We start from the raw sequence: 12,170 nt of genomic DNA, 5'->3' as shown, positions 1-12,170 counted from the left end.
GCAGTTGGTGTATTTGGCCTTCATAGTGGCGTAGCATTCGCCGCTGTTATCGGTCCTCTTGTAGAAGTACCCGTACTCATAGGACTTGTGTGGGTTGCCTTACGTTGGCAGAAAAAATACTTTAAAACTAGTAAATTATAAGGAGTATTATGACAAATACACTATATTTCTTGTGTACAGGGAACTCATGCCGCAGTCAGATGGCTGAAGGATGGGCAAAAAAATTACTACCTACCAATTGGACAGTTAAAAGTGCTGGTATCGAAGCACATGGTCTAAATCCGAATGCCATTAAAGCGATGGCGGAGGTAGGGGTTGATATTTCAAATCATACATCAGATTTAATTGATTTTGATACATTAAGCAATTTTAGTAGTCACGTTATGTGGGGATGCAGCTGATAAATGCCCAATGACATCTCCTCACGTTCGTCGTGAGCATTGGGGATTTGAAGATCCAGCGAAAGCAACAGGTACAGATGAAGAAAAATGGACTGTATTCCAAAATGTACGTGATGCTATTGGTAAACGCATTGAGCAATTTGTAGCTGTGGAGCTAAAATAAATTGAAAAAGATTTATATATTGGTAGGATACTCTCCGAAACTTTGCTAACCAGAGAACTTGAATATACTGTCTGTCTTTGCAATTTGAATGGTGGATTAAAAAATCAATAAATCATGCTAGCTAACTAAAGATTATTTTATTGCTTATCTAAAGTTAATTATGAATAGTAGAGAATACAGATTGATACAGGCTAAAGAGTTTGCTTTTAATTTCTTCTTTAAAGGAGATATGGATCGCACTTCTACATGGTTGTAATTCGAAAAAGCTATAAAAGAAATTGATAAAACAATGTGTGAAATTGAAGTGTGTTAATTACACACACAAAGCTTAAATTAACGTCTAGCTAACTGCTAGACGTTAAAAATACATTTTATATAAGAGAATGCTTATATAAAGAATGAAAGAGGAGAAGTTAATGATGAAAACACTAAAAATAATCAAACAAAATGGATCTTGTTGTACTACTGCTAAGGATATTGAAGTACAGGAGACTGTTAATAATTCCGATAAGAATCTACCGATAGTAATAATTGGCGCAGGTCCAATTGGATTAGCTGCAGCTGCTCATTTAGTGGAACAAAAGCAAGCATTTATTTTACTAGAGGCTGGGCGTGAGATAGCACACAATATTCGTAGTTGGGGGCATGTTACATTATTTTCACCATGGCGATATAACATCAATAAAGCTGCCAAAGCTTTATTAGATGCCTCCGGTTGGATAGAACCTAATTTAGAGACGTTACCGACAGGAAATGAATTAATTGATCTATATTTAAAACCTTTGTCTGAGCTAGTACAAATAAAGCCTAACATTCAATTGAACTCAAAAGTAGTAGGGATTTCACGACAATTTAATGATAAGATGAAGACAAAAAATCGAGTAGAACAGTCTTTTAATATTTATTTTGAACAAGAGAATGATATCCGTATCATGGAGGCGAGAGCTGTTATTGATGCGACGGGTACATGGGGGAATCCAAACCCGGCAAATTCTACAGGTGTATGGCTGAAAAATGAATTAGCATTAGCCGATCACATTGAGTATGGTATTCCAGATATAAATTCGAATACTAAGAGATATGCCAATAAGAAGATTGCTGTTATTGGTGGTGGCCATTCAGCTATCAATACCTTACTGTCACTTGCGGAATTACAAAAAGAAAATCCTTTAACAAAGCTAGTATGGATTATGCGTAAAAGATCTGTAGAAGAAGCCTATGGTGGCGAAGAAAAAGATGCATTGGCAGCACGTGGCGCACTCGGTGTAAGTATTCGCGAATTAGTAGATACAGGTAAGATTGAGGTAATAACACCTTTCTATATCTCACAGTTGAAGAAAGATGAGAATATCAAAATTGTAGGCACTTTAAACGGGGAACCAAAAGTATTAACAGGATTTGAAGAGCTTATTGTCAACGCAGGTAATCGACCAGATTTTACGATGATCAGCGAACTACGCCTTGCCATTGATGCAACAATAGAAAGTATGCAAGCACTAGCTCCTCTAATTGACCCTAATGAGCATAGTTGCGGCACAGTAAGAGCACATGGGGAAGAAATACTAAGACAACCAGAAAAGGACTTCTATATTGTCGGTGCCAAAAGCTATGGACGCGCACCAACATTTTTAATGGCAACAGGTTATGAACAAGTCCGTTCAATAACAGCTTATTTATCAGGTGATAATGAAGCTTCGAAACGTGTGGAATTGGAGTTACCTGAAACAGGTGTATGCGGTATGAATCTTGCCAATCAATCAAATTCATGTTGTTAAAAGTTTGTCTGTTAGCGAAAGCTAGCAGTCCTTTTAAAATACTAAGAGGGAGATGGGATGGACACACTAATTATTCGTGAAACGGAACAGAAGGATTTAAAAGATAGTAAAGTGGTGTTTTGTTTTAACATGGCATAAATCCAGTGTAAAAGTAGAAGCTCGTAATCGTTTATTTCGTGCTATAGTATATGTTTTATAAAAAACACCAAGTTGTTATTGCATAACGCTATCCCACTTACAATTTTTCGAGCTATAGGGTGTGATGATGCTACGGCTTTTTTATGTATTAGGTAACCTAAATTTGCACACATTAATATTGAGTGTATCGCACGCACTTATTTTAGGTTGTGGCGTTGGTTGACCGCCACATCTTCCCACATTTATTTTATTATTAGGGTCACTTTCAACTCAGTGACCCTTTTTGCATCAATCAATTATAATGTAGTCAATCAAATGAAGGGGGAGTTAACTTAATGATGAACTTAGATGGAAAAGTAGCAGTTGTAACAGGGGCTTCATCAGGAATTGGTTTAGCCACTACGAAGGCATTTGTTGCAAAAGGAGTTAAGGTTGTTATATCAGATATTAACGAAGAGGCAGGCATTGCACATACAGAAACATTAAAGGCAGACGGTCATGCTGTTGCATTCTTTAAAGCAAATGTCGCGCATGAAGATGAAGTGAAATCACTTGTTCAATTTGCAGTAGAGACATTTGGTAAACTTGATATTATCGTTAACAATGCTGGCATTGGAGCACTTGGTTCTACACATGAGTTGTCGTATGAAGATTATCATAAAGTAATCCAAGTCAACCAAGATAGCGTATTTTATGGAAGTAAATATGCAATTCAGCAATTTTTAAAGCAAGGCGGTGGCGTTATCGTAAATATCGCCTCTATTCTAGGTACAGTTGGGGAAGCTGGGGCATTTGCTTATAATGCTTCTAAAGGGGCTGTCAATATTTTAACAAAATCACTTGCCGCTGAATATGCTCCCAGAAATATTCGCACAAACGCAATATGCCCAGGTTATGTAGAATCAGGTATGGTCAATAAAGAGGCTCTTGGTGATTTTTATGAAGGCTTAGTAGCACGTCATCCAATTGGTCGACTCGGTCAGCCCGACGAAATCGCACATGCTTGTGTATTTGTCTGTGAGAATGAATTTATGACAGGCGCTACATTGTTAGTAGATGGCGGTTACACAGCGATATAATATAACTATGGGATGTAGAAAATGCAGGTGATTATCCGTATTTTCTACCTCCTCTTTATATTTTAGCTCCATCTCATTATTGTTAACTTTATGTCGATGCAGACTATTGAAAATAGTCCTTTAATTTTACGGCGTACATTTGACGTGCAAGCTTCACATAGTAGCTCTTGCCAATACCTGTATAGTACAAAGTGTTATGATTGAACCTTCAAATGCAGGTGCTATAATTTCCAAGTATTCACATTCTGCGTATTTGCACGTAAAGGGACATTTAATTGTCCTTATTGTATAGCTGCTTTATTCATACGACATGAAATATTAGTGGCACTTTGGATGTTACAACCCCCCTCAACAACAGGTGGCCACTATTTGACGCTTACTTTTACTCTTTCTTTGCTTCAATATTGTGCGTCTTTCCTCGGATGAATCCTCATCATTTGGTATAATGAAGTATAGATTTTTTAGAACGGAGCAATTGATATGAATGGAGCGCAAAAAGCATTTTTTGAGGAAAAGGAGCGTTCACTTGGCGTTCGTCTAAATGAAGTGCAGACGCAGGCGGTGTTGCAGACGACAGGGCCGCTGTTACTATTGGCATCACCCGGTTCAGGAAAAACGACGACGATTATTATGCGTATTGGCTATATGATTGAGGCGCTTGGTGTGAATCCTTCTCGCATAAAGGCTGTCACGTTTAGTAAGGCATCGGCCGGTGATATGAAGGCACGTTTTGCAAAGTTTTTCCCGCATTTGCCTCCGGTTGATTTTTCGACGATTCATAGTTTAGCATTTCATGTTGTGCGGCAGACACTTGAACGCCAGGGCATTTCGTACGGCATCATTGAAGAATCGGACAAGCCTGGTGTTGTTTCAAAAAAACGAGTGCTTCGCGAGATATTTGAACAATTAAATGGCACAAAAATTACCGAAGATCAGTTAGACGAGCTACTGACGTACATAACGTTTATCAAAAATAAAATGCTGCCAGAACAGGAATGGGCAATTGCAGAAGTAAAGGTGCCAAGAAAAGTCGAGATTTTACAGCGTTATGAGGAATATAAACGCACAGGTAGTGACCGTTTGTTAATTGATTTTGACGATATGCTTTTAATGGCGAATGATATTTTCACGAAAAATCGAGAGGTGCTGGCGCAATACCAACGCCGTTACGATTATTACTTAACGGATGAAAGTCAGGACACATCGCCCGTTCAACATGCGATCATCGCGAAGCTCGTCGCAGTCCATCAAAATTTATGCGTCGTTGCCGATGAGGATCAGGCCATTTATAGTTGGCGCGGTGCAGAGCCAGATTATTTGTTGAATTTCCGAAAAATATATCCGGAGGCGCATGTTTTACTTATGACGCAAAACTATCGTTCATCTGCAACGATTGTAGAGCCAGCCAATCTATTCATTCAGCGAAATAAAAAGCGTTTTAACAAACAAATGTTTACGGAAAATCCTGCAACAGAGCCAATCTCGTTTAAAATCCTAGAGAATTACAATTTACAGGCCAAATATTTAGTGGACCATTTGGAAAATCTGTCTAAGCGCGGCTCAACGGCTATTTTATATCGAAATAATACGTCAGCCATTCCGCTTATGGACGCGTTTGACAGAGCAGGTTTGCCTTTCTATATGAAAGATTCGACGATTCGCTTTTTCACGCATTGGGTCTTGGAGGATATTATGAACTTCATGCGTCTAGCGTACAATACAAAAAATATCACGGTATTTGAAAAAGTTTACAGAAAAATGAATGCTTATATTACACCAACGCAATTGAAGGCGCTACAAAAAGTGCCGGAAGATGGCTGTGTATTCACACAGTTGTTAGAGTATGTTGAGTTAAAGGATTATCAGCCTGAATATATTAAACGGATTCGTAAAACGTATGATAGTATTCAATTTGATAAAACGACGCCAACAGCCATGCTAGAGCATATCCGTTATGACTTTGGTTATGAGCGTACCTTAAAGAAAATGAGTGAAAAACTCGGTTTTAATTATGAAAATTTACTAGATATTGTGGATGTACTTGGTTTAATTGCTCGTCATACGCCGACGATGACCGAATTTGCGGGTCGTTTAAAGCAGCTTGAAAATTTAGCACGTTCGTCTCATATGAAACATGAATTGAATGCGATTACACTGACAACATTACACAGTTCAAAAGGCTTGGAATTTGACCGTGTGTATTTGATTGACTTGATTGAGGGGATTTTACCTAGTGAGGTGGAACAAGAAATTGAGGAAGAAACACGACTCTTTTATGTCGGTATCACGCGTGCGATTCACCATTTAGAATTAATTTCGTATAGTAAGCGCTTTAAAACAAGTGTGGTGCCATCGATTTTCATGAAGACGTTAAAACAAATCGTTGCTCCGCAGGAATTGCCAAAAAAAGCACCAAAAAGTCCGTGGAAATCACTGAAGCAATACCGCAATGAACGGACGATTACAACTGAGTCCGCGTTAATCGTTGGCTCAAAAGTAAAGCATGTGATTTTTGGAGAAGGGGAAATATTAGCCATTACGAGTAGAAGAATTATGTATAAAGGTAATGGTCAAGGATTGTATCGTAGAATTTTTCTTATTGGAAATAATTTAAGGGGATTTTGGGACTGAGCAAGATGAAGAGTACACTGACAAAAACAAAGATAGAAAAACTTATTTACCAATATGGTGGAGGTCGAAAAATGTTGTTGGTCGATGTTAAGGCGAAAGAAATTGCTTTATAGATTCATTCTTTATTCAAGTAGAAAACTACCTGATGCAATGTAATGTTACTAAACAATCTGAGAATAGAAATTATAAAAGGGTCACTGCGTTAAGGTGACCCTGAATGAGGGAGGATGTGACGGTCAACCAACGCCACAACCGAATAAGTGCGTGTGATACACTCAATATAATTGTGCAGGTAGAGGTTACTTATACATAAAAAACACAGCGTCGTCACACGCTATAGCAAACTAAACTAATGAACATTATTAGGAAGAATAATCAGAGATATTGTTTAGAAAGGATGGCTTATAAATGTGAAGTTTGTAATAAAGAGTTTAACAAGGATTAAGAATGGAATGTCCATATTACTTAACATGTGAGCTTATAATAATAAGTGTAATTCCCGTAAATAGGCAAATGATTCTCGTCACAGGGATTTTATCAGCTAGTCCAAATAATGCAATAGCTGTCGTAACGATTAAAACTGTTGGACCAACTAATGCAAGCATTGTATTAATATAGAATGCTTTTTCTAAATTATTCAACTTTAGCATCAACAATCCAGCACTTACTTCAATACTTCCAGACAATACACGTAAAATAACCATAGCAAGAACCGATTTTTCAATAATTGTCATCATCCTATCTTTATAGATAATTTTCGCATATTTTATAAATCCACCTTAGGATAATTATAGACTTCTGTTAGAATGAAATATTAAAATCAATATATGTATGATTCGTATCAAATATTCTTGTTATATTATGCTTTCTAGTGTTAATTTAATAAGTGATTTTCTAGATAAAAGTTCAAAGAATTTATTATTCTCTGTTTTTAAAAGGAAATAGTATGGTGCATATAATAAAATCCGAAGAATTGAAAAATACAAACATCTCACATTTTCCAAAACATAAGGAGAACTATCCATTTTTCAATAGTGACAAAGAATACTATACACTTTACCCAAAAGGAAATTATATTTCGGAACTTGAGTATATAATAAATTCGATTAGCAATTCTTAGCTTTTTTGATCAATTTTTTTATTAAACTAACAAAAATACTTGCAACACCTATTATAGTACTGTATAGTACTAATTATGACAAGGGGAAAATTAATGAATCAAAAACGTGTGATTGAAGTAGCTGCAACATTATTTTTAGAAAAAGGGTTTGCTTATACAAGCATGGATGAATTAGTTCGTGTAAGCAAAGTTTCAAAGTCTAATGTGTATTATCACTTCTCTAATAAGGAAGAATTGTTGGAAGGGGTCGTTGATTATTGGATTGAAATGTATCAATCTGCAATTGATGGCTTACTATCTCAAAACCAATTATTAGTTGAAGATCGTATCCAACTGTTTTTAAAGCAAATATCACAAGGAGTTCAGACGAGAGAATATAAGGGGAGCTGTCCATTTATTACGCTTTATATTCAAAGTCCTACAAATGCCACAAAAGTAAAAGAAAAAATAGGTCTTTTTTTTAAAGGATTACAAACGAAAGTTTCTCTATTACTTAAACAAGGGGTAGAGAATGGTGAATTTAGAAAGACAATTAATATTGACGAGGTTGCATCTCTTTTTATTACAAATCTTGAAGGAGCGCTATTTATTTCAGAAACACTGGAGGATGCAACTGTAATTATGAAAACAGCAGATCATTTTTTAAACTTGCTTCGATAAAAGAAGCATTTTTTTTACATCAAATTAGTACTGAACAGTACTACGAGGAGGATTTTTATGAGAACAGTATTTTTAACTGGTGGAACAGGTTTTATTGGAAAGCAATTAGTGAAGGAATTAGCCAAAGAGCATGTTACAATTCTTCTATTAGTGAGATCGAAAAGTAAAGCAACACGCATTTATCAAAAAAGAGGCATCTTAAAAGAGGCAGTTATGCACTTTATTGAAGGTGATTTAACGAAAATAGACTTAGGTCTAAGTGCTGAAGATAAGGAGTGGGTATTGAAAACGGATGTGATTATTCACGCAGGAGGCCCCATGGATATTCAAGCGACAAGCAAAGAGGCAGCTTCCGTATTTTTGAATGGTGCCCAACATATTAGTGAATTCGCTAAAAATATTCATCAATTGAAGGGATTGCAACAATTTATTCATGTTGTAGGCTATATGAGTCCCTTTGATGATAAAAATAGTAAGATTGCGATAGATGTGTTTAAAGAAGGAAACAATTTTTTGAAAATAAAAAATCCATATGAGAGAACAAAGTTTTTAGCAGATCTTTATATCCGTCAGCAGGCATCAACAGTAGGTTATCCGCTTTCAGTAATTAATCCACCAACTGTAGTTGGTAGTAGTAAAACAGGGAGTACGGAGCAAACAGGAGGCTTAGGCTTGCTTGTGATGAGTATGCGAAAAGGGCTCATGCCAGTGATTCCTGGAGGTAAGGAATATAGATTACCACTTATTGCAAACGATGAACTAGCAAAGTTTATTGTGCAGGTTTTCAGATTGGAGCAACCAACTATACAAACATATACACTTGTTGAAGATAAACAACATGATCAGAATATTTCAGAATTATTAGATGCTATGTCAGAAAGTATGAATATGACTGCACCTAAAATCTCTGCCCCATTGCCATTTATGAAAGCACTTATGAATAGTGGCGTAAGCAAAATAACCCAAATTCCTGCTGATGGGCTGAACTTTATTACAAATCGAACATTTTCAAATGGTTCAGCGAAAAAGATTATGGGAGAAGATTGGTTTAAGGAGACAAATGTAATGAAATTTCTCCCAGCCGTAATAGCTGATCTGGATTATCGCATGATGTATCAAAATGGCCAGCACAGTCATTTATTTAAACGAACATTATGTAATAATACTACCATTTACCAATCACAAGGAGAGGGTAAACCGTTTATTTTATTACATGGTTTATTAAGTGATGGAGAGGATTTATTTCCTTTAGGAAAAGAGCTTCATGAAAAAACGGGTCGACCTGTATGGATCATGGACCTTCCAGGTTTGGGACGTTCTCCTTTTAAACGAGAGAAAAACCTTTTAAATATCTATTTGAATGTAGTGAAAAAGTTATTGGAGAAAGCTACTAATGGTGCCCATCTAATTGGCCATTCATTTGGTGCGTATATTCTTTTGGAAGCATTAGTACAAAAGTACATAGATAATAAGTATACAATTACTTTACTTCAGCCACCTGTTGCTAAAAAAAATGCTAAATCGATAAATGTTCCTCAATTTATGAACAAATGGACATTGAAATTGGCAACTACTAATTTGATAGAGCGTTATGTATTAAGTAATGGTTTGTTTGAAAGTACGGAGAGCATCCCTGAACATTATATTAAAAAAATAAGAAACAGTTTTACTTCTCCTAGAATTTTAAATACTACGGTTCAGCTTAACAGTTTACTATTGAAAAACGATCAAAGTGATTTCAATGAAGTAACAAAGTATAATCTTCACATTATTTGGGGGGATTATGACAGAGGCTATTCTGCTCCTTCGCATCTTGGTAAGGTTGATTTTGTTCCATATGGTCATCATTTTCCTCTTAACCATCCGAGTGAAACGGCTAATTTGGTAATAAAAAATAGTAGTACAGCAGATGAGAGTGTGGGATAAATAAAAAGTGGGTAGTAAGATCGTTGTGTCTTTGAAATAAAGTCGTACTGTTTGAAAAAAAGATTGTCTACATGAACGCTGGATATATTACAGATTATTTTATGTTGCATGTAGTCGAGCCATTAAATCCCTAGTACTGATTATTTAAATATGATTAGCAAAATAACACAGGAAATAAGTAGTAAAATACAACCTTTACAAGAATTAAAAAGGGTAAAATTATCTGATATAAGCGATTGGAACAATACTAATTTGTTCGAATTAAAAGAATTTAATTATGAAGCTTTTAAAAAAGAGATTAAATCAATAGTTATTTAATTTTGCTTCTTAATATTTAAACCTATTCAGAATGTACCATAATGAGTAGGTTTACTTCTTTAATATGAATATAAGGTATATGCATATTTTATTCATCATAAAGAGATGAGTAAGTGAATAATTTATTGAATCAACTTAATTAAAACACTAAAGTCTGGACATTCTTGTCCAAAATGTATGTAGATTCTTGTCGACAGATATTATGGGTAGTTGACGAATCCAAGCCCTCCCCAAATAATTTTATTCTTGATATTAGAACGGGAATATCTGAAGAGTCGGACGTGCAAATTTGTATGTTCGACTCTTCTTAATTGAGTTACATAATATATAGAACAATTGATAAATCTATTTTAAAATATTGGTGAAGCATTTAGATTTAAACGGGGTCCCTTTAGAAAAATGTGGATTTACAACGTTAAGGCAAATATGAATAAACAAGAGCAAGCACAACCTTATTAGGTGATGTGTTTGCTCTTGTTTCAAATAGCGATAGATTGTGGCTTTGTAGCCAGACCTAGATTAAAATAGAATAATAAAAATATTTTAATTTTATGCAACTAATTACTATTCAGAATGCCCTAACGATATGTAAGGAAAGAAGAGGTGTTATAGATGGAATCTGAATTTCTAGTATAAAAAGCTCATTTTGATGAAGATTTAGATTCGGCGTTAGATGTAATTGAAAAACTGTTACATTTTTCACGAATAAACTTCGTTACATCTGAATTAAGCTAAATCCGTAAAATAAATAATTCATCCCAATCAATTATTCCTATCCCATTAGAGATATTTAATGAATTATATCCTTTGTTCATTTTTATACATTAAATTGATAACACGCTGAAGTATGAACTCTCTCTCAGCAAGCTTCGTTGGCTATTAGAAGGACTATCGATTCAGAAGCCAAAGGCAATTGTGAAATCTGCAAATGGTGTCTTTAAACCGGTCTATTATTAATGGTACCATTATCTATATATGAAACTGAACGGAAATGTGGTAATCGATTTGACGAATGTTAATCCGAAGTAAGAAGAGGTGGAGTCAGATTTATGCGGATACAACGATAAGGATAAACATATCCAAACCACGCTTTTGGGTGCATTTTTACTTCAACTTACGTGGCAGAATAATGAAAAATTAGTTAATATTAAAAATAAACATTTTTGTAAAGAAAAGGGGAGAAATTTATGTTTTCTAATGAAGAAAGAGAGTCTATTTATAAAGTTATTTATAATAGGAGAGATATTCGAAGTTTTTTATCAACTCCTATCCCTGAAAACATTATTCATAGAATATTAAATGCAGCTCATCATGCACCTTCAGTAGGATTTATGCAACCTTGGAACTTTATTTTGATTTCCACTGACGAAATTAAAGAAAAATTGGCTTGGGCAGCAGAAAAAGAAAGCCGAGCATTAGCTGTTCATTATGATGGGGGGAAAAAAATGAAATTCCTTGATTTAAAAATTGAGGGTTTAAAAGAAGCTCCTATAACTATTTGTGTTACATGTGACCCTACAAGAGGAGGTTCCCATGTATTAGGACGAAATTCAATTCCTGAAACAGATATATTATCAACAGCCTGTGCTATTCAAAATATGTGGTTAGCAGCTTGTGCTGAAGGACTTGCGATGGGGTGGGTAAGTTTTTATAAAAAGAATGATATTAGAGACATTTTAGAAATACCACCACACATCGATCCCATTGCTCTTATATCAATCGGTTATACTGAAAATTACCCAGAAAAGCCCATTTTAGAGTTAGCTAATTGGGAAAAAAGACGTTCTTTAGAACATCTTATTTTCGAAAATAAATGGGGACAAAACTAAAGACTTATTAATCTATCAAGGTGCGTTAATTGAATAATGTTGAATTGTATAAGCAACTCTTTCATCGGTCTTTGGCGATTCAATCCCGTGCGTAAAATCATTAGCAAGGTATTGTTCCTTTAAACAATAT

Annotated in this window: 7 protein-coding genes and 2 pseudogenes; 8 read left to right on the top strand and 1 reads right to left on the bottom strand. The window is 35.2% G+C overall.

All coding sequences use genetic code 11. The annotated features are described in order from the left end of the window. The 5 genes and pseudogenes from C9J35_RS20015 to C9J35_RS19995 form a co-directional block, all read left to right on the top strand. Positions 1–141: pseudogene (locus C9J35_RS20015) on the top strand (arsenical-resistance protein); the annotation flags it as partial. An 8-nt stretch (positions 142–149) separates the two neighbouring features. Continuing rightward, positions 150–564 (top strand): annotated as a pseudogene (gene arsC / locus C9J35_RS20010) (arsenate reductase (thioredoxin)). 419 nt (positions 565–983) lie between these two features. Beyond that, positions 984–2,339, top strand: coding sequence for an NAD(P)-binding domain-containing protein (locus C9J35_RS20005; protein WP_107926239.1), 1,356 nt, complete (start codon positions 984–986; stop codon positions 2,337–2,339). Between the two features lie 476 nt (positions 2,340–2,815). Then, the gene (locus C9J35_RS20000) at positions 2,816–3,556 is read left to right on the top strand and encodes an SDR family NAD(P)-dependent oxidoreductase (RefSeq protein WP_054768424.1); all 741 of its coding nucleotides are present in this window, start codon (positions 2,816–2,818) and stop codon (positions 3,554–3,556) included. A gap of 480 nt (positions 3,557–4,036) precedes the next feature. Beyond that, positions 4,037–6,187, top strand: a complete 2,151-nt coding sequence (locus C9J35_RS19995; protein WP_235616385.1) for an ATP-dependent helicase — start codon at positions 4,037–4,039, stop codon at positions 6,185–6,187. Positions 6,188–6,648: 461 nt separating this feature from the next. On the opposite strand, the gene C9J35_RS19990 is transcribed toward C9J35_RS19995, so the two are convergent. After that, complete coding sequence (locus tag C9J35_RS19990; protein WP_054611762.1) at positions 6,649–6,924, bottom strand: YqhV family protein; 276 nt, start codon at positions 6,922–6,924, stop codon at positions 6,649–6,651. A 476-nt stretch (positions 6,925–7,400) separates the two neighbouring features. Here C9J35_RS19990 and C9J35_RS19985 point away from each other — a divergent pair, with 476 nt between their 5' ends. From C9J35_RS19985 to bluB, 3 genes are all read left to right on the top strand, one after another. Beyond that, on the top strand, positions 7,401–7,967 hold the full coding sequence (locus C9J35_RS19985) for a TetR/AcrR family transcriptional regulator (protein ID WP_153062975.1): 567 nt from the start codon (positions 7,401–7,403) through the stop codon (positions 7,965–7,967). Between the two features lie 57 nt (positions 7,968–8,024). After that, complete coding sequence (locus C9J35_RS19980; protein WP_107926234.1) at positions 8,025–9,893, top strand: alpha/beta fold hydrolase; 1,869 nt, start codon at positions 8,025–8,027, stop codon at positions 9,891–9,893. A gap of 1,505 nt (positions 9,894–11,398) precedes the next feature. Continuing rightward, a complete protein-coding gene (gene bluB / locus C9J35_RS19975) occupies positions 11,399–12,040 on the top strand; it encodes a 5,6-dimethylbenzimidazole synthase (protein WP_036130192.1) in 642 nt (213 codons plus the stop codon). Positions 12,041–12,170: the final 130 nt, after the last annotated feature.

The organism is Lysinibacillus parviboronicapiens, from assembly GCF_003049575.1.
Classification (GTDB): Bacteria; Bacillota; Bacilli; order Bacillales_A; family Planococcaceae; genus Lysinibacillus; species Lysinibacillus parviboronicapiens.
Note: the sequence above shows the minus strand (reverse complement) of the source record. Positions and strands in the feature narration are given on the sequence as shown.

Excerpts from the sequence above, each read along its gene's own strand:
- C9J35_RS19995 (WP_235616385.1), top strand. The coding sequence starts at position 4,037 with ATGAATGGAGCGCAAAAAGCATTTTTTGAGGAAAAGGAGCGTTCACTT.
- C9J35_RS19990 (WP_054611762.1), bottom strand. The coding sequence starts at position 6,924 with ATGATGACAATTATTGAAAAATCGGTTCTTGCTATGGTTATTTTACGT.
- bluB (WP_036130192.1), top strand. The coding sequence starts at position 11,399 with ATGTTTTCTAATGAAGAAAGAGAGTCTATTTATAAAGTTATTTATAAT.
- C9J35_RS19985 (WP_153062975.1), top strand. The coding sequence starts at position 7,401 with ATGAATCAAAAACGTGTGATTGAAGTAGCTGCAACATTATTTTTAGAA.
- C9J35_RS20000 (WP_054768424.1), top strand. The coding sequence starts at position 2,816 with ATGAACTTAGATGGAAAAGTAGCAGTTGTAACAGGGGCTTCATCAGGA.
- C9J35_RS19980 (WP_107926234.1), top strand. The coding sequence starts at position 8,025 with ATGAGAACAGTATTTTTAACTGGTGGAACAGGTTTTATTGGAAAGCAA.
- C9J35_RS20005 (WP_107926239.1), top strand. The coding sequence starts at position 984 with ATGAAAACACTAAAAATAATCAAACAAAATGGATCTTGTTGTACTACT.